This window comes from Streptomyces fildesensis, from assembly GCF_016107395.1.
Lineage (GTDB): Bacteria > Actinomycetota > Actinomycetes > Streptomycetales > Streptomycetaceae > Actinacidiphila > Actinacidiphila fildesensis.
The window spans coordinates 1-17,379 of sequence record NZ_JAAIKO010000078.1; the positions used below are offsets into that span (position 1 = coordinate 1).

General features: G+C 71.2%; 17 protein-coding genes. 12 read left to right on the forward strand and 5 right to left on the reverse strand.

Features of this window, described 5'->3' with window-relative positions; translation table 11 throughout:
• The 5 genes from C6N31_RS44765 to C6N31_RS40935 all read left to right on the forward strand — a co-directional run.
• The coding region (locus tag C6N31_RS44765; protein ID WP_498063728.1) for an NUDIX hydrolase at window positions 1-262 on the forward strand (262 nt) is incomplete at its 5' end.
• Window positions 263-502: 240 nt separating this feature from the next.
• Window positions 503-1,672, forward strand: a complete 1,170-nt coding sequence (locus tag C6N31_RS40920) for a lactonase family protein (RefSeq protein ID WP_198359524.1) — start codon at window positions 503-505, stop codon at window positions 1,670-1,672.
• Window positions 1,673-1,869: 197 nt separating this feature from the next.
• Complete coding sequence (locus C6N31_RS40925; RefSeq protein WP_198359521.1) at window positions 1,870-4,011, forward strand: NPCBM/NEW2 domain-containing protein; 2,142 nt, start codon at window positions 1,870-1,872, stop codon at window positions 4,009-4,011.
• A gap of 174 nt (window positions 4,012-4,185) precedes the next feature.
• Window positions 4,186-4,677, forward strand: a complete 492-nt coding sequence (locus C6N31_RS40930) for a peroxiredoxin (protein WP_138353385.1) — start codon at window positions 4,186-4,188, stop codon at window positions 4,675-4,677.
• Window positions 4,678-4,846: 169 nt separating this feature from the next.
• Window positions 4,847-6,556 (forward strand): serine/threonine-protein kinase, encoded by a 1,710-nt coding sequence (locus C6N31_RS40935; RefSeq protein ID WP_187144746.1) that lies wholly within the window; start codon window positions 4,847-4,849, stop codon window positions 6,554-6,556.
• 16 nt (window positions 6,557-6,572) lie between these two features.
• On the opposite strand, the gene C6N31_RS40940 is transcribed toward C6N31_RS40935, so the two are convergent.
• Window positions 6,573-7,835, reverse strand: coding sequence for an MFS transporter (locus C6N31_RS40940; protein ID WP_187145255.1), 1,263 nt, complete (start codon window positions 7,833-7,835; stop codon window positions 6,573-6,575).
• Window positions 7,836-8,311: 476 nt separating this feature from the next.
• Here C6N31_RS40940 and C6N31_RS40945 point away from each other — a divergent pair, with 476 nt between their 5' ends.
• Window positions 8,312-8,485: a hypothetical protein gene (locus C6N31_RS40945; protein WP_244808988.1), complete on the forward strand. Its 174-nt coding sequence runs from the start codon at window positions 8,312-8,314 to the stop codon at window positions 8,483-8,485.
• A 396-nt stretch (window positions 8,486-8,881) separates the two neighbouring features.
• Here the strand turns inward: C6N31_RS40945 and C6N31_RS40950 are convergent, their stop codons facing one another.
• Window positions 8,882-9,430: an SRPBCC family protein gene (locus C6N31_RS40950; protein ID WP_164298096.1), complete on the reverse strand. Its 549-nt coding sequence runs from the start codon at window positions 9,428-9,430 to the stop codon at window positions 8,882-8,884.
• Between the two features lie 232 nt (window positions 9,431-9,662).
• Between C6N31_RS40950 and C6N31_RS40955 the strand changes: the two genes are divergently transcribed.
• The gene (locus tag C6N31_RS40955) at window positions 9,663-10,124 is read left to right on the forward strand and encodes a universal stress protein (RefSeq protein WP_198359522.1); all 462 of its coding nucleotides are present in this window, start codon (window positions 9,663-9,665) and stop codon (window positions 10,122-10,124) included.
• On the opposite strand, the gene C6N31_RS40960 is transcribed toward C6N31_RS40955, so the two are convergent.
• The gene (locus C6N31_RS40960) at window positions 10,108-10,692 is read right to left on the reverse strand and encodes a winged helix-turn-helix domain-containing protein (RefSeq protein WP_164298094.1); all 585 of its coding nucleotides are present in this window, start codon (window positions 10,690-10,692) and stop codon (window positions 10,108-10,110) included. The two genes, C6N31_RS40955 and C6N31_RS40960, sit on opposite strands and share 17 nt — an antisense overlap.
• Before the next feature lie 373 nt (window positions 10,693-11,065).
• Window positions 11,066-11,302 carry a hypothetical protein gene (locus C6N31_RS40965; protein ID WP_138354553.1) on the reverse strand — a complete coding sequence of 79 codons (237 nt, stop codon included), beginning with the start codon at window positions 11,300-11,302 and terminating at the stop codon, window positions 11,066-11,068.
• A 167-nt stretch (window positions 11,303-11,469) separates the two neighbouring features.
• Between C6N31_RS40965 and C6N31_RS40970 the strand changes: the two genes are divergently transcribed.
• The 4 genes from C6N31_RS40970 (at window position 11,470) to C6N31_RS40985 (ending at window position 15,203) form a co-directional block, all read left to right on the forward strand.
• A complete protein-coding gene (locus C6N31_RS40970; protein ID WP_138354552.1) occupies window positions 11,470-13,545 on the forward strand; it encodes an FUSC family protein in 2,076 nt (691 codons plus the stop codon).
• Window positions 13,546-13,591: 46 nt separating this feature from the next.
• On the forward strand, window positions 13,592-13,780 hold the full coding sequence (locus C6N31_RS40975) for a hypothetical protein (RefSeq protein ID WP_138354551.1): 189 nt from the start codon (window positions 13,592-13,594) through the stop codon (window positions 13,778-13,780).
• Window positions 13,781-13,833: 53 nt separating this feature from the next.
• Window positions 13,834-14,382, forward strand: coding sequence for a flavoprotein (locus C6N31_RS40980; protein WP_138354550.1), 549 nt, complete (start codon window positions 13,834-13,836; stop codon window positions 14,380-14,382).
• A 179-nt stretch (window positions 14,383-14,561) separates the two neighbouring features.
• On the forward strand, window positions 14,562-15,203 hold the full coding sequence (locus C6N31_RS40985; RefSeq protein ID WP_198359523.1) for a PASTA domain-containing protein: 642 nt from the start codon (window positions 14,562-14,564) through the stop codon (window positions 15,201-15,203).
• A gap of 85 nt (window positions 15,204-15,288) precedes the next feature.
• On the opposite strand, the gene C6N31_RS40990 is transcribed toward C6N31_RS40985, so the two are convergent.
• Window positions 15,289-16,515, reverse strand: a complete 1,227-nt coding sequence (locus C6N31_RS40990; RefSeq protein WP_164298090.1) for an acyl-CoA dehydrogenase family protein — start codon at window positions 16,513-16,515, stop codon at window positions 15,289-15,291.
• 147 nt (window positions 16,516-16,662) lie between these two features.
• On the opposite strand from C6N31_RS40990, the gene C6N31_RS40995 reads away from it, so the two are divergent.
• Window positions 16,663-17,307, forward strand: a complete 645-nt coding sequence (locus C6N31_RS40995; RefSeq protein ID WP_138354547.1) for a TetR/AcrR family transcriptional regulator — start codon at window positions 16,663-16,665, stop codon at window positions 17,305-17,307.
• Window positions 17,308-17,379 lie beyond the last annotated feature (72 nt).

Sequence of the window (17,379 nt, forward strand, 5' to 3'; positions counted from 1 at the left end):
CGGACCAACGAGCCACACCGCCAACAGTCACACCACATGCGGTTGCAGTACTAACGGCTTTCTCACCGTTGTCTTCACCACGCAGGACTGGTCGGGAGAGCCCGTCAACAGCGAGCCGGAGAAGCACTCCGCGGTCCGCTGGTTCGACATCGACGCCCTCCCCGGGGAGATGGTGCCCAGCACGGGTCACGCACTGCGCTGCGTCCTCGACGACGGCCCGCGAATCTCGCTGCACGGCTGGCAGGACCGTACTCCGGGATAGCGGCTGTCACGAATCTGCGCGCACCCCTCCGACCTGGTCCGTCGTGAACGGCCGCGCGAATGCGGGGCGTACGGACGGCGACTCGCAGGTGGCCGGTTCGGGATCCGCGGGGATGGATGCGTTGCACCACGCGCAACACGCGTTGCGGCGGTCGGCGGACTCTGCTCCCCTGGAGCACCGCACAGCAGCGGACCGGCAACGCAGTATCGGGAGGTGTGTCGCGTGGAGGTCAACGCACGCATGGGCAGGCGGGGTCTGCTCGCCGCGGCGGCGGCTGCCGCCACGGCGGGACTGGGGTGCGCCCCAGGGGCGACCGCGCGGACGGAGCTGCCTGCGCCCAAGGCGCAGAAACCTTCCGCCGCCGGGACCAGGCCGCTCTATCTCGGCGTCTACACCTCGGTGAGCGGAGGCGGCAAGGGCGTCGCACTGACGGCGTACGAGCCCTCGACGGGTGCGATCACGTCCACCGGAGTGGTGACCGGAGTCGCGGATCCGTCCTTCCTGGCCTTCGGCCCGTCCACCGGCACGCTGTACACGGTCAACGAGCGCTCACCCGGCGCCGTGACCGCGATAGCCCTGCACGGCGGCAGCAACGGCGCACCGAAGGTGCTCGGGTCGCGGCCCACCGGCGGCGACGGACCGTGTCATCTGTCCGTTCACCCGGGCGGCCGATACCTGCTCAGCGCGAACTACGACTCGGGCAGCGTCGCCGTGCACCCGATAGGCCAGGACGGGAAGCTGGGCGCGCGGACCGCGCTCGTACGGCACAGCAGCCCACCGCCGGGACCCGGGCAGGACGGGCCGCACGCCCACCAGATCATCACGTCGCCGGACGGCCGCTTCGTCCTCGCCGTCGACCTCGGCAACGACACCGTGTACACGTACCAGCTCGACGAGACGGCCGGCACACTGCACCAGGTCTCCTTCGCCGCGCTGCGCCCCGGCGCCGGACCGCGGTCGCTGACCTTCCACCCCGGCGGCACGTTCGCGTACCTGGCGAACGAGCTGGACAACACCGTCGTGGTCTGCGCGTACAACGCCGCGACCGGGAAGCTGACCCCCGGCGCGCCCCAGTCCACCGGGACCGGGAGCGTCAAGAGCTACCCGGCGCAGCTGCTGGTGACCGCCGACGGGGCGTTCGCGTACCTCGCCAACCGCGGCCACAACAGCATCACCCGCTATGCCGTCGAGTCCGCCGGCGCGACCCTGCGCCTACTGGACACGGTGCCGGTGGGCGGCGACTTCCCGCGGCACATCGCCTTCGACCCGACGGGCCGGCTGCTCTTCGCCGCCAACCAGAAGTCCAACACGGTCACCGTCCTGAATGTCGACACCAAGACCGGGAAACTGACTCTGGCCGGAAAGCCGTTCGCCGCTCCTGGGGTGGTGTGCGTACTGCCGTCGCCGTAGTCCCCCATACCGCCGGAGTTGCCCCCGGGCTCATCGGCGGCGCTCCAACTCCCCCGTAAGCGGGGGCCCTCGACCCGGAAGCGCATCGCGCTTCCGGGTCGAACTTCTTGACATGTCCTGTCAGTACCGCTGTGATGTGGTTGCTTTCGTTCGACCCCGTTGAATTGTGCGCCATTTACCCCCGCATGGAGCCGCACATGCAGCCCGAACGTCACACCATCAGACAGCGTTTGGCGGCCCTGGCCGCCTCCCTGGCTCTCATCACGGGAGGTGGCGCGCTCGCCGCCACCGCCGCCGTGACCGCGCAACTGGCCACGGCGGCACCCGCCGCGGCCGTCGACAACGGCCTCGCCCTGACCCCGCAGATGGGGTTCAACAACTGGAACTCCACCCACTGCCGGGCGGAGTTCAACGAGACGATGGTCAAGGGCATCGCCGACATCTTCGTCTCGCAGGGCCTGAAGAGCGCCGGTTACAGCTATGTCAACATCGACGACTGCTGGGCGCTGCCCAACCGTGACGGCGCCGGAAACCTCGTCCCCGATCCGGCACGCTTCCCCAACGGCATCAAGGCCGTCGCCGACTACGTGCACTCCAAGGGGCTCAAGTTCGGCCTCTACTCCAGTGCCGGGACCAAGACCTGCGACACCCTCGGCTTCCCCGGCGGGCTCGGCCACGAGCAGCAGGACGCCAACCTGTGGGCGTCCTGGGGTGTCGACTACCTCAAGTACGACAACTGCAACAACACCGGTGCGGACGCCCAGACCCGGTACAAGGCCATGGGCGACGCCCTCAAGGCCACCGGCCGCCCGATCCTCTACAGCATCTGTGAATGGGGCTCCAACCAGCCCTGGAACTGGGCCGCGAACGTCGGCAACTCCTGGCGCACCACCGGCGACATCAGCGACTCCTGGTCCAGCATGATCGGCATCGCCCACCAGAACCAGTCGCTCGCCCCGTACGCCAAGCCGGGCGCCTGGAATGACCCGGACATGCTCGAGGTCGGCAACGGCGGGATGACGGACACCGAGTACCGCACCCACTTCAGCCTCTGGTCGCAGATGGCCGCTCCCCTGCTGATCGGCAGCGATCTGCGCAGCGCGAGCGCCGCGACGCTCGCGATCCTCAAGAACACCGACGTCATCGCCGTCGACCAGGACAGCCTCGGCAAGCAGGGCACCGTGGTGTCCAGCTCCGGCGGCAAGGTCGTGATGACCAAGGCGCTGGCCGGTGGCGACCGGTCGGTGACGCTGACCAACGAGAACGGATCGGCGCAGACGATCTCGACGACCGCCGAGGCGGCCGGTATCGGCGGCGCGTCCTCGTACGCGCTCAAGGACCTGTGGTCCAAGCAGACCAGTTCCACCACCGGCACCATCAGCGCCTCGGTGCCCGCGCACGGCACCGTGATGTTCCGGGTGACACCCGGCAGCCCCGTCCCGCCGCCGACCGGGATCAACCAGCTCAGCGATCTGCCCTGGACGTCCGCCACCAACGGCTGGGGCCCGGTCGAACGGGACCACAGCAACGGCGAACAGGCCGCCGGTGACGGACGCACCCTCACCATCAACGGCACCACCTACGCCAAGGGCCTGGGCACCCACGCCCCCAGCGAGATCAGCTACTACCTGGGCGGCAGCTGCCGTTCGGTCAACGTCGACGTGGGAGTGGACGACGAGGTGTCCAGTCCGGGCACGGTGATCTTCCAGCTCTACAAGGACGGCACCAAGGTCGCCGACAGCGGCGTGCGGTCGGCCAGTGACGGTCCCAAGCATCTGACCGCCGATCTGACCGGCGGAAGCCAGTTGAAGCTGGTCGTCACCGACGGCGGCGACGGCATCAACTACGACCACGCCGACTGGGCCGACGCCAAGCTGGCCTGCGGCAACGGCCCGGCGGCCGGCACCAGCGCACTCAGTGACCTCAACTGGACGTCGGCGGCCAACGGCTGGGGCCCGGTCGAGCGCGATCACAGCAACGGTGAACAGCCCGCGGGCGACGGACGCACCCTCACGATCAACGGAGCCACCTACGCCAAGGGCCTGGGCACCCACGCCGCCAGCGCCGTCACCTACTACCTGGGCGGCACCTGCACATCCCTGACCACGGATGTGGGGGTGGACGACGAGTCCGCTACCAACGGATCGGTGGTCTTCCAGATCTTCCGGGACGGCACCAAGGTCGCCGACAGCGGTCTGGTCACCGTCAGCGATGCCGCGAAGCATCTGACGGCCGATCTCACCGGCGGTCTCGAGCTGAAGCTCGTCGTCACCGACGGCGGCAACGGCAACACCTCCGATCACGCCGACTGGGCACTTCCCCGCCTCACCTGCGGCTGATCCCGGCACCGGCACGACCGGCCGGACGGACGTGATCCGTTCGACCGCGGTGACCTGAACCACCAGGGTCTGCCCGGCCTCCGGAGTGCGACCGGGCAGGCTCTACCATCTGCGCAACACGGTGATCGCGTTCCGCCGCCGGGCGGCGCCGACGCCGAGGCCAAGGGAGCGCACATGTCCAAGCAGCCCGCAGTCGGTACGCCGGCCCCCGACTTCACCCTGCCCGGGCTCGTCCTCGGTCAGGGCGACGCCGACGCGGAACGGGCCGACTACGCGCTCGCCGGACAGCGCGGCAACCCGCTGCTCCTGGTCTTCTACCCCGGCGACGACACGGCCGTGTGCACCAAGCAGCTGTGCTCCTACACCTCCGACCTGGATCGTTTCACCGGCCTGGGCGCCACCGTGTGGGGCATCAGCCCGCAGGACCTGGACAGCCACGAGTCCTTCGCCCGTAAGCACCGGCTCGGCTTCCCGCTGCTGGCCGACACCGACCGCACCGTGGCCAAGGCCTACGGCATAGCCGTCCCCGGACTCGGTCTGCGCCGCTCGGTCTTCCTGCTCGACGGCGAGGGCAACGTGCGTTGGAAGCACGTCGCGCTGGCCGGTCTCACCTTCGTCACCACCGATGTACTGGCGGAGCAGCTCGCCGCGGTGCAGGCCGGCTGAGCGCCGGCGGGCACGTCCGCCGAACGCCGGACACGGCGCCGGACCGTACTCCATAATCGAACACGCTCCCGTGCAACCACCGGCTGCGTACAGGCGTCCACCCATCAACCGGTAGCTCCGCGGAAATCCCGTGCCGGAGCCCGTCCGATTCGACGAGGTGCGCCCGACAATGTCCGACCCACGAGACCCCAGACGGTCAGAACCCGAGTGGTCCCTTCCCGGCTACCGCGCGCTGCGCGTCCTGGGAGAGGGCGGCAGCGGCAAAGTGGTGCACGCGGTCGATGAGCGCAGCGGCGCCGAGGTCGCGATCAAGTACCTCAACGAGGAGAGCCGGGCGCGGCCCGGCCTCCTCCGCAGCTTCCGCGACGAGGCCCAGCTCCTGCGGCAGCTGGACTCCCCGCACGTGGTGCGCGTCCACGACTACGTGGAGACCGCCGAAGGCGCGGCGATCGTCATGGAGCTCATCGAGGGCGTATCGCTGGGGGCGATGCTGCGGGCGAACGGCGCCGCCGTTCCCGAAGCGGCCCTGTCGGTGCTGAAGGGGTCGCTGCTCGGTCTGGCGGCGGCCCACGCGGCCGGGGTCGTGCACCGCGACTACAAGCCCGGCAACGTGATGGTCTCGAACCACGGCGTCTCCACGCTGGTGGACTTCGGCATCGCGGTCCGGCAGGGCGCCGACGCCCCGAGCGCCGGCACACCGCCCTACATGGCACCCGAGCAGTGGCGCGGTGAGCCGGCGTCACCCGCCACCGATGTCTACGCGGCGACGGCGACGTTCTTCGAATGCCTCACCGGTGAGCGCCCGTACACCGGGGCGACCATGGCGGAGCTGGCGGTCCAGCACATCACCGCGCCGATTCCGGAGCACCGCGCGCCCGAGGAACTGCGGGCACTGATCGGGCACGGGCTCGCCAAGAGCGCCGAAGAACGACCGGTGAGCGCCGCCGCCTTCCTCACCGAACTCGAAGCGGCGGCCGGCGCCGCCTACGGCCCGGACTGGGAGCGCCGCGGACGCCGGGCGCTCGTCGCGATCGTCGCGCTGCTCGCCGCCCTGCTGCCGAGCGCCCTCGGCGACGCCACCGCGCCCCCGCCGCCGACCCCGCCCACCCCGCCCGCTCCTGGCGCCGGCGCGGGCCTGCCGTTCGGCGGCGGCAAGCCGCGACGGCTGCCGCGCGGACGCGTCGCCGCGCTGGTGGGCGGCAGCGTCGCCCTGCTGGCCCTCGCGACGGCCGGCACGGTCGTCGCCCTCGCCGGCACCGGCAAGGCCCCGCACCACACCGACGGCCTCTCGGCTCCGCCCTCCGTCACCACACAGCTCACCGGAACCAGCGAGCCACCCGGCACCACGCCGCCGGGCGGCGCGACGGTCGGCCCGAGCCTCACACCGACGACATCAGCGTCGACGTCCACCACGCCGACACCGACGGACAGCACGACGGGCCTGACGACCCCGCCCACGACACCGCCGACGACCGCACCGCCGGACCCGCCGACGACGGTTCCGACGACGGCGTCGACCACTACGTCGAAGCCGCCGCCCCCGGTGGTCAAATCCGCCTCGGTCGACACGTTCGTGGCTACCCGTGGGTCGAACGCGACAGCCTCGTTCTCCATCGGCAAGGGCAGCACCGGCACCTTCACCATCACGTTGACGTGGTACGACGCGGACAGCAAAGGCAACCCCGTAGCGACGGACGGACCCTCCGAGACGTTCACGTTCAACGGGGAGTACAGCTTCAGCAGGCCCCACACCTTCGACGGCCTCAACTGCAACCGAATGTGGGGTGTGCGGATCTCGACGAAGCCTGCCGCCGCTGAACAGAGCACCGCCTACCGGTCCATCCCGCGGGGTGCCTGCACTCCCCCACCCGTGGGCTGACCGCCCAGCGCGAGCGTTACGGCACTGGGTTGCGCGAGTCGTAGCGCGCAAATCTCGGCTGCAGGGCCGCCAGCGTGATGACGACCGCGATGCACGCCAGCCCCCCGCCCACGATGGCGGTGCCCGGGGAGAAGAGTTCGGCGGCCGATCCGGCGAGGAAGTCGCCCAGGCGGGGGCCGCCCGCGACGACGACGATGAAGACGCCCTGGAGGCGGCCGCGCATGTCGTCGGGGGCTGCGGCCTGGAGCATGGTGTTGCGGAAGACCATGGAGATGGTGTCGGCGCATCCGGCCAGTGCGAGGAAGACGAGTCCGAGCCACAGGTTGCGGGTGAGGCCGAAGACGGCGACGGCCGCGCCCCAGCAGGCGACCGAGACCAGGACGGCGAGGCCCTGGCGGTGGATGCGGCCGAGCCAGCCGGAGAAGAGGCCGCCGAGCAGCGCGCCGACGGCCGGGGCGGCGATGAGCAGGCCTACGGTCTTGGCGTCGCCCGCGAACCAGATGACGGCGATGGCCGGGAAGAGCACGCGCGGCTGAGCGAGCACCATCGCGGCCATGTCGGTGAAGAACGTCATCCGCAGATTGGGCCGGCCGGCCAGGAAGCGCAGTCCGTCCAGCACCGAGACCCATCCGCGACGGGTGCCTGCGGCCGTCGACGCGTCGCGTTCCGGGGTCATCGAGGGCAGGCGCCACATGGCGTAGAGGGAGGCGGAGAAGGTGACCACGTCGATCAGGTAAGCGGCCTGGTAGCCCCACAGGCCGACGAAGACGCCGCCGAGCATGGGCCCCGCCATCGTGCCCAGGCCACCGGCGAGCGAGGCCAGGGCGTTGGCGGCGGGTAGCTGCTCCGGCGGGAGCAGGCGCGGGATCATCGAGGAGCGGGCCGGGGAGTTCAGGGCGAAGCAGACGGACTGCAGGGCGACGATCGCGTACAGCAGCCCGACCTGTCGCAGGTCGAGCAGGGCGGCGCCCGCCAGGACACCGGACAGGACGGTCGCGCCGAGGGCGCTGGCCAGCCCGAGCTTGCGGCGGTCCACGGCGTCGGCGATGGCGCCGCCGTAGAGCCCGAATATGACGAGCGGGACCAGGGAGCAGAGGCCCACCAGCCCTACCGAGAAGCTGGACCCGGTGATCGCGTAGACCTGCAGGGAGACCGCCATCGCGGTCATCTGCTGGCCGATCCAGGAGACCATGTTGCCGAACCACAGCCGGCGGAAGTGCGGGGACTCGCGCAGCGGCGTCAGATCCGCGAACACACGACCGGCGGTACGGCGGGATATCCCGGCGGGTGGCGGGGTGGCGGCCGTGCCTGATGCGGTCTCCCGGGGTTCCCGGGGTTCCGCCGAATCGTCGGATCGCTTGCTTCGGAGCACCCGGCACGGTAACAACCGCTCTCCCGGCCCCTGAGCGGCGGGGTCGGACACCTCACGGGTGCCCAGGGCCCGCAACCCTTGAGGAGCCCTTGAGTGGCGCGCATGTGGACTGGGGTTCTCTTAGGGGTGACCCAGAGAGGAAATCGGCTGGTCGGAACCGTTCGGCGGGCTTACTCTGAGCGGAACGAACAAGCTCATAGGGCAGCAACCAGCGCCCAGAGCCTGTCCCGGGAAGCGTCCAGTCACCATGGCCGCCCTTCCGGCTCCGCACCAGGCGCCACCGCGTCCGCACCCGCTCGATACATATGCCCCACCGGGTGTCCGATGCCCGGTCGTAGGCCGCGTCGGCGCATCCGGTTCACTCGAAATGAATGGAGTGCGCGGTGACACCCGAGAAGACCAAGCAGCGCAACCAGGCCACGCCGGGACTAGGTGAATGGCCTCCGCCGCTGAAGGAAGTGCGAAACCTCGACGTCTGGGCCCGGTCCGCGCCGATCAAGCTGGCGGGCTACGAGGACGACGTGGCCGAGTCGCACATCCTGCGGAGCATCGACTAGATCTACTGGATCGACCGGATCGACGAGTTCGACCTGGCGGACGGACAGCCGCGGTCGCAGGTGGCGTGGGAGCGGATCCCACGCCACCGCCGCATGTGTGGGGCCAGGAGCGGGCACGGAGCGCGACGCGGGCCCGGGACGCAAGCAGGCCCGGGACGGCAGCGGATCCCGGACGGAATCAGGTCCGGGACGGCAGCGGATCCGGGACGGCAGCAGGTCCGGAACAAAAAGGAGCCCCGGCCAGGACGGGGGGACCGGGCCGGGGCAACACGGGGGAAAGGGGCGGTTTCGCGCCACCCTTCGGACTTAGTTTAACACTCAATGAGTGATGTTCGACTCCACTGTTTCCTGCAATTCCGCCGCCTGCGGTTCCCCCGCTTCCCGCTCCGGGGGGATCTACGCTCCGACGCCGGGCTGGAACACCCGGGCGGCCGGGGCGTAGTCGAACGGCGGCTCGGGAGCCGGCACCGCCGGCTCGGCCGTGCGCACCGCCTCCAGCGCGCGCGGCGCGGCGTGCAGACCGCCGAGGGCCTCGCAGAGCTTCCGGGCGTCGACCGGCAGGTCCCGCCGCCAGGCCATCGCCACGACCGGCGAGAACAGCGCCATCCCGGCCCCCAGCGAGCTGTGCACCGAGAGCCGCACCAGCGTGCCGGCGCCGTACGGCAGCAGGTCGAAGCCGTACTCGGGGACCTGCGTGCCCAGCGGGCTCCACATGCGCTGGCCCCGGAACACGATGTGCCGGCAGGGCTCGTAGCCCGCGCACACCAGCCGGTGCTCCCGGTGCCGTCCGGGATAGCGGTAGCGGTACTCGGCGTTCGCGCCCGGCGGCACGGCATCCCCATCGACCCCGGCCACACCCGAGCTCCACAGCGAAAGATTCCGGGCGTCGGCAAGGAAGTCGAAGACCTCTGCGGCCGGCCTCGACACGATCACGCTTGTGGTCACCCTCGGCATCGCAAACCTCCCCGTTGCCGGCCGTGCCGGCTTTGGCTGTTGGCTCAGAGATGCGGGCGGCACGTCGGCGGCCCGGGAGCCACAGGACTGCAGGTTCTCTCTGGGACTCCTCACCGAAATCCTGCATCCCAAAAGCCCGCGTGTCGTGGCAATGCGGCCATTCGGGTGATCAAGGAAGCGGGGGCGCCGAACGGGGCCGTAAGGCGAGGGCTAGCCTCGAGACGTGGTGGACAAGGAACCCGCGCCGTTCGAGCGCGGAACGGACGGACCCAAGGTCATCGTCGTCGGAGCGGACGGCTCCGATTCCTCGTGGCGGGCGGTGTCCTACGCCGCCGGCCTGGCGCGGCGGCAGAACGCGCTGCTCGCCGTCGTCTATGTACAGCCGGTCATCGTCACCGGCACACTCCTCGGCGCCCCGGTGGCCGAGGTCACCACCGAGGTCGCCGACGAGCTGATGGCCGAGATCCGCCGGTCGGCGGAGCGGCTCCAGGGGATATTCGCCGTGCGCTGGGAATTCCACACCGTCCGCGGCGACCCCTACAACGGGCTGGTCACCGCGGCGGACTCACTGAAGGCCGACGCGGTGGTGGTCGGCGCCTCCGAGCACGCCGGACACCGCATCGTCGGTTCGGTCGCCATCCGGCTGGTCAAGGCCGGACGCTGGCCGGTCACCGTAGTGCCGTAGCCGCCACCGGTGCGTACTTGTAGCCCACCCGGCGGACGGTCACGATGCTGCCGCGGTGCTCGGCACCGAGCTTGCGGCGCAGCCGCGCCACATGCACGTCGACGGTACGGCCGTCGCCCACGTGACCGTAGCCCCAGACCGTGGTGACGAGCTGGTCGCGGGAGTGCACGCGGTGCGGGTTGGCGACGAGATGGGCGAGGAGTTCGAACTCCAGGTAGGTCAGGTCGAGCGGACGGCCGTCCACCGCTGCCGTACGGCGCTCGGCGTCGATCCGTACCCGGGCGCCGGGTTCGTGCGCCGGTTCGGGGACCGCCTCCACCGCGACCGGTCCCACTTCCGCGGGAACCAGGACCAGGTAGCCGACCATCCGCTGCTGGCCGGGAACGGTCGGCAGTACGTGGCCGGGCGCCGGCATCCAGGTGGCACCGGGCGGCAGGAAGTCGGGGGCGGGCGGGACCTCGTCGGGCCGTACGGCACGCAGCCGCGAGCGCAGCGGGGTGGTGGTCCCGCCGGACCGCTGCTGGGAGAGGCTGACGGCAGGGAGGTTCAGGGACTGGGTGTTCGACATGGGTTCGGCTCTTTCGCGCGAGGGGTCGTTGGCTGGACGACGTATTGCGCGGTACCGGAATCCGTACTGCTGACGGCGACGGCCGGAGGCCGTGGTCCGCAGGTCAGCGGGGAGTGCGGGTCCGCGCGGTGATCGCGCGGCAACACTCTCGGTCGAAGTGGTGTCCCTGCCGGGACGGCCAGAAGGGCTCGAGGTCGGTGCGACCTGTCGCGATGTCAGTGTGGCTGGCCATGGGCCCTATTGAACCAGAAGCCACGCCCCGCGCGGCAGGGGGATGCCGGCGGAACGTGGATTCCGGTCATTTCGGGGCCACTACGGGGTCGCTACGGGTGTGTCACACGGCCTCGCGCGGCTCCACGCGCCTCGCAGGACCTCACATGGGCAGCGGAGCCGGGTCGGGCACCGGCTCCGGATGCGGTGTCGGCTCGGGCTGCGGCAGGGGTTCGGGCGACGGCAGCGGCGGGCCGGGCGGCATGGGACCCGGGCCGGGCTGCGGCACCGGGCGCGGCACCGGGTCCGGCTGAACGGGGTCCGGGGGCTGCGGCGTCGGTTGCGGATCGGGCACCGGGGGAACGCTCGCCCGGATGACGGTCCGGTCGGGACAGTCCATGGACTTCTCCTTCGCGTCGTGTCGTTGTATCGCTCTGTCGGTTTGTCGTCGTTACCGACGCAGCCGCTGCCCGCGCCTACCCAACGGCCGGGACGCTACGCACACGTACGCCCGCCCCGTCGACAGGGAAAGCCGGTTCTCCGGCGTTTCCACCTATCCTCTGGATCATGACCTGGTTGCGCGCGCTGAAGGAGACCGGGCGCTCCGGGTTGAGCGTCGAGCGGACCAGGCTCGAACCCCTGGTGGCCGTCCGTGGTGCGGCCGGGGTCGCGATCGTGATCGCGCTGTCCCTCTGGCTGTCCTCCCCCGCCGTGGCCGCGTCGTCGGCGTTCGGCGCCTTCGCCGCGGGCACCGCCACCTTCCAGCGCAGCTGGCGGTCCCGCCCGGTGCTCTCCCTCGCCGCGGGCACCGGCCTCGCCGTCAGCACCTTCGTGGGCTACCTGGCCGCTTCCCATCTCGTTGTCTTCGTCCTGCTGCTGGCCGTGTGGGCCTTCCTGGCCGGGATGGCGTGGTCGCTCGGCCCGACATCCGGCATCGTCGCGGCGCTGACCGTCGCCGTCATGATGGTCGTCGTCACGCTGCCCACGTCCGTCAAGGACGCCCTGGGACATGCCCTGGTGATCGCCTTGGGCGGGCTGGTGCAGGCGGCGCTCATCCTGCTCTTCCCCATCCGCCGCTGGGGGAGGCAACGGGACGCTCTCGCGGACGCGTTCGCCGCCGAGGCGGCCTACGCCCGGCGGCTGCGCCAGGATCCGCACGCCCCGTTCGATCCCGAACCGCTGATGACGGCCCGCAGCGCGGCCGCGGTGACACCGTGGCAGGCCCGGCGCCGTCCGGAGGAGCTGCACGGCAAGCGGGCGCTGGCGGAGCGGATCCGGCCGGTGCTGGCATCGCTCGCCGACCCCGCGGTCGGCGCCGCGGAGGAGGGCCCGGAACGGGATCGGGCGCGTGAGCTGCTGGCGGCGGCCGCCACCGTGCTGGACGCGGTGGCCCGCGCGATCCGGCACGCGAAACCGGTGAAGCTGCCGAAGGAGGTCGACGCCTTCCTCGAAATCCCCGAGCCGGAGGCAGAACTGACCGGCTCGGCCCGCCGGGCCGCCGCCCGGCTGATCAGCCTGCTCGCCGCCGCTGTGGAGAGCGCCAACGGCTCGGGCCCCTCCGACACCACCGAGTCCGCACACCTGCTGCGCCCCACACTGCCGCGGCTCGTACCGCTGGCCGCGCGGGCCATGCGCCATGAGATGCGCTGGAAGTCGGCGGTGTTCCGGCACGCGGTGCGGCTGTCCGCGGTCGCCGCGACGGGTTACCTGATCGGCGCGGCGCTGCCGCTGGGCCATGGCTACTGGGCGCCGATGGCCTCGGTCATGATCATGCGTCCGGACTTCTCCCAGACCTACGCGCGCGGCGTGGCCCGCTTCGTCGGGACGCTGGTGGGAGTGACCGTCGCCACCGGAGTGATGCAGGCGGCGTCTCCGGGCGTCTATCTCTGCGCGGCCCTCGCCGTGGTGTGCATCGCCCTGATGTACCTGCTGATGCGCACCGGCTACATCGTTGCGCAGGCCTGTGTCTCGGCCTACGCGGTCCTGCTGCTGGGCATGGGCGGCAGCCTGTGGACCCAGACGGTTCCCGAACGTGTCCTGCTGACGCTGCTCGGCGGGGTGCTGGCGATGGCCGCCTATGCCGTGTTCCCCGCCTGGGAGACCCCGCGGCTGCGCGACCGGCTCGCGGAGCGGCTGGAGGCCACGGCCGGCTACACGGCCGCGGTCCTGGAGGGTTTCGCGGATCCGGCGAAACGGCGCTCCTCGACGGTCCGGGAGGCGCTGCTCGACGCCCGCGCGGCCAGCGCCACCTGGGACCAGGCCGTCGCACGCGCCGACGCCGAACCCGTCCGGCACCGCGGGCTGTCCCGGCGGGCCGCGCAGGACGCCGACACGGTCCTCTCCGCGATGGGCCGGGTGGGCATGCTGATGGAGGCCCATCTGCCCGGCCGGGACGCCGACCCCGTACCGTCCGCAGCGGAGTTCGCCCGCGTACTCCGCGAGGCCGTCGCCGAATCCGCGCAGGCGGTCCGCGACGGTGCGCCGCCGCGCTGGGACGCGGTCCGGGCCGTCCTCGACGGCTGGCAGGGCGACACCACCCGGGAACGCATGGTCCGCCGCGGCGCGGAACTGCAGATGGAGACACTCGACGAGTTCGAGGAGGCGTTGCGCTCCCGCTCCGGCACCCGGCCCCCGCCCCTGTGACGCGGATCCGGCTCCCCCGCGGCGGGTTGGTCCGTAAGGTGAGCGGATGGCCGTCCAGAACTGGAAGTTCGTCCTCGCGGCGGTGTCCGCGCTGCTCTCGCTCAGCGCCGTCGTGCTGGTCCTCCCGGCGCTGACAGGCGCCGTCGGCTGGACCTCCGTCATCGTCGCGGGCGCCCTTGCCGCGGTGACGGGAACGGTGGCCCTGCTGTCCGACGGCGGCGAACGCCACAGCTGAGGCCGGTCCAGGGCTGGTTGCGCAAGATCGTCCGGCCAGGGTGTGATGGGACCATGGACTCTCGCACCCTGTACCTGTTCGGCTCGGCCGCCCCGCCCGTTTTCGACATAGCCCGGGTGATCGACGACGCGCAGGCCGACGGCTGGGACGTGTGTCTGGGCCTCACCCCCACCGCGGCCCACTGGCTCGGCGACCACCTCGACGGCCTCGCCGCACTGACCGGTCACCCGGTGCGGTCGCAGTACAAACTCCCGGGCGAACCGGACGTCTGGCCGCCCGCCGACGTGATCCTCTTCGCACCGGCCACGTTCAACACCATCAACCAGTGGGCTCTCGGGATCACCAACCACTTCGTGGTGGGCGTCGCCGCCGAGGCCCTGGGCAAGGGCATCCCCACGGTGGCCATGCCCTGCCTGAACTCCGCCATCGTCCAGCACCCGCAATTCGAGCGGTCCCTGGGCGAGTTGCGACTGGCCGGCGTGACGGTCCTGCATGGCGAAGGCGGCTTCGTCCCGAACCGCCCGGACGAGGACCAGCCGTCCGCGTACCCCTGGCACCTGGCCCTGGCAGCCGCAAGGAACGTCGCCCCCGCCATCCGCTGACCCATCGGCCGGGCCGGGGGCAGCGCTCGTGGGTCCCGCACACCAGGCACTCATCGACGCCGAAGCCGGCTGCGTGAAGGGCGCCCGGCATCGTAAGGGACACGAATTGCCGCTCCATCCCATGGCGACGCACCGTAGCGCTACGGTCACGCGACCACCGTGCAGCACCAGGGGGACCCATGCGCATCCGCACCATCGCCGTTAGCGCCGCCGTCATCATCAGCACCGCGGCGCTCAGCGCCTGCGACCCCAAGGCCACCGCGCCGGCCGGTGCCCCGGCCCCGTCCGGCGCGGCATCCGTCCCGTCCGCCTCAGCGGCATCGTCCGCCGCGGCTCCCGCGAAGACGGCGACCGTCCCCGTCTTCATCGGCATGGGGCTCCAGTCGGCGCAGGACGCCGCCCAGGCCGCCGGATTCGCCGGCCTCACCTCGCATGACGCCCTCGGCCGCGCGCGCCACCAGATCCTTGACCGGGATTGGCGGGTCTGCTCGCAGAACCACGCGGCGGGGAAGAGCATCCCCGTCGACACCACCCTCGACTTCGGGGCGGTCAAGCTCGAGGAGAAGTGCCCCGGCACCGACCGGACGCCGCCGAAGGAGGCCGGGGCGACCATGCCGGACTTCGTCGGCAAGTCCGTGAAGGCGGCGCACCAGGCTCTTCCTTCCAACGCATCCGTCGACTCCAAGGACGCCACCCAAGGACGCTTGATCATCATCGAGAGCAACTGGCAGGTGTGCACCCAGACGCCGGCGGCCGGCGCCGCGCTCAACGGACAGCCGGTGATGTTCACGGCGGTGAAGTTCGGTGAGTCCTGTCCATAGGAATCCGGCCCATGGACAGGTGGACGAACAGCCGCGTCCCCTTCGCCAGGGTGAAGGGGACGCGGCCATGGGAAGTGGATCGGCGTCAGCGGATCGGCATGCCCGACAGGGTGCGGGCGATGACCAGGCGCTGGATCTCGCTCGTGCCTTCGAAAATGGTGTAGATCGCGGCATCCCGGTGCATGCGCTCGACCGGGTATTCGCGGGTGTAGCCGTTGCCGCCGAGGATCTGCATGGCCTGGGCGGTGACGGTCTTGGCGGTCTCGCCGGCGTAGAGCTTGGACATGGAGCCCTCGGCCGAGGTGAAGGGCCGGCCGGCCGCGGCCATCCAGGAGGCGCGCCAGACCAGGAGGCGGGCGGCGTCGATCTGGGTGCGCATGTCGGCGAGTTGGAAGGCGATGCCCTGGTTGTCGATGATCGGGCGGCCGAACTGCACGCGGGTCTTCGCGTAGTCGAGGGCGACCTCGTAGGCGGCGCGGGCGATGCCGACCGCCTGGGCGCCGACGGCCGGGCGGGAGGCCTCGAAGGTGGCCATCGCGGCGTTCTTGACCCGCTCGCCGCCGGTCTTGGCGCGCTCGTGGGCGCGGGCGAGGCGCTCGTCGAGCTTCGCCTTGCCGCCCAGGAGGCATTCGCCGGGGATGCGGCAGTCCTCGAGGACGACCTCGGCGGTGTGCGACGCGCGGATGCCGTGCTTCTTGAACTTCTGGCCCTGGGACAGGCCGGGGGTGTTCGGCGGGACGATGAACGAGGCGTGGCCCTTGGAGCCGAGCTCGGGGTCGACGACCGCGACGACGACGTGGACGGCCGCGATGCCGCCGTTGGTCGCCCAGGTCTTGGTGCCGTTGAGCACCCATTCGTCCTTGGCCTCGTCGTAGACCGCGCGGGTGCGCATCGCGGAGACGTCGGATCCCGCGTCGGGCTCCGAGGAGCAGAAGGCGGCCACCTTGACGTCGTTGACGTCGCCGTACATCTGCGGGACCCAGGTGCCGATCTGCTCCTCGGTACCGTTGGCCAGGACGCCGACGGCGGCCAGTCCGGTGCCGACGATGGACAGGCCGATGCCCGCGTCGCCCCAGAACAGCTCCTCCATGGCCATGGGGATGCCGAGGCCGGTGGGGTCGAAGAACTGCTGGGCGTAGAAGTCGAGGGAGTAGAGACCGATCTTGGCGGCCTCCTGGATGACCGGCCAGGGCGTCTCTTCGCGCTCGTCCCACTCCGCGGCCGCCGGGCGCATCACGTCGGCCGCGAAGCCGTGGATCCAGTCGCGCACGGACTTCTGGTCGTCGTTGAGCTCGAGCGTGAAGTCGCCCATGTCCCCTCCACCTGGTTGTTACTTGCGGTAACATCAGTCTGTTACCCGTGAGTAGGGGCTGTCAACTCCCCGCCGTGAACCCGGCTGCCCCGACCGGGGTGTTACGTTGCGCAGAGTGCACGAAATCGAACAGACAGGGAGTACCGGGTGGACACCGGCCAGCGGCAGGGCCAGCGGACGGCGACGGAGCGACGGCGTAAAGAGCTGCTCGAGGCCGCCGACCGCGTCGTACTGCGGGACGGACCCGAAGCCTCCATGAACGCCATCGCCGCCGAGGCCGGAATCACCAAGCCGATTCTCTATCGTCACTTCGGCGACAAGAGCGGCCTGTACCGGGCGCTCGCCCAGCGGCACACCGACGCGCTGCTCGCCTCGCTGCGCGCCGCCCTCGACTCCGGCAACGACCGCCGCGACCGGGTCGAGGCCACGCTGCACGCCTATCTCGCCGCGATCGAGACCCGCCCCCAGGTGTACCGCTTCCTGATGCACCCGGCCGAGGCACCGGGCGACGGGGAGAAGGGCTTCGACGGCGGCCGGCACTCCTCCTCGCTGCTGCGGCGGATGGGCGAGGACCTGGCCGAGGTGATCGCCGAGCGGCTCGACCTGGGCCCGCAGAGCCAGGAGTTGGCACGGGTCTGGGGTCACGGCATCGTCGGCATGATGCACGCGGCGGGCGACTGGTGGCTCAGCGAACGCCCGGTCTCACGCGACCAGTTGGTCAGCCACCTCGCCGACCTGCTCTGGGGACGGCTGGCCGCGGCCGGCGACCGGGCGGGCAGCCCGGGGCTGTAGAACCCGGAATCCCGCCGGACAGGCCCTACCTAGTTCTGCCGCGCCCAGGGCGCCCGGCGCGCGGCCCGCAGG